Origin of the sequence: Vibrio genomosp. F10 str. 9ZD137, from assembly GCF_049974785.1 — a bacterium.
In the GTDB taxonomy this organism is placed as follows: domain Bacteria; phylum Pseudomonadota; class Gammaproteobacteria; order Enterobacterales; family Vibrionaceae; genus Vibrio.
This window is the reverse complement of the sequence record NZ_JBNGCJ010000096.1, coordinates 1-568: the sequence shown is the minus strand read 5'-3', so window position 1 is coordinate 568 and position 568 is coordinate 1. Positions and strand designations below refer to the sequence as shown.

At 43.1% G+C, this 568-nt stretch carries 1 protein-coding gene; it reads left to right on the top strand.

Going from position 1 to position 568, the window contains the following annotated elements; translation table 11 throughout:
* Window positions 1-156 precede the first annotated feature (156 nt).
* Window positions 157-568: chorismate synthase (locus ACP45E_RS01250; RefSeq protein WP_141707169.1), on the top strand; the 412-nt coding region annotated here is incomplete at its 3' end.

The window sequence follows — 568 nt, the reverse complement described above, 5'->3', positions numbered from 1 at the left end:
TCACTGACTTACTGTGATTGGTATTATTGTTGGTACAAAATAGTCAATTAGCTTAGTTTTAGGGGTTTACATCAAACCGTAATAAAGCCACTATGAAATAACTAAGAATTGAAGTGTAAAGCCCACTATACAGGGCAGTATGAGGTTGAGGACGCAATGGCAGGAAACAGTATCGGACAACATTTCCGCGTGACGACATTCGGAGAAAGTCACGGTATCGCACTAGGATGTATTATAGATGGATGCCCACCAGGACTAGAAATTACTGAAGAAGATCTACAAAAGGATTTAGACCGTCGTCGTCCGGGTACTTCTCGTTATACCACTGCACGTCGTGAAGCCGATGAAGTGAAAATTTTATCGGGTGTATTTGAAGGCCAAACGACAGGCACTTCTATTGGTCTTTTAATTGAAAATACCGACCAACGCTCAAAAGACTATTCAGAAATTAAAGATAAGTTCCGTCCAGGTCACGCTGATTACACTTACCACCAAAAATATGGAGTACGTGATTATCGTGGTGGAGGCCGCTCTTCGGCTCGTGAAACGGCTATGCGCGTCGCAGCAG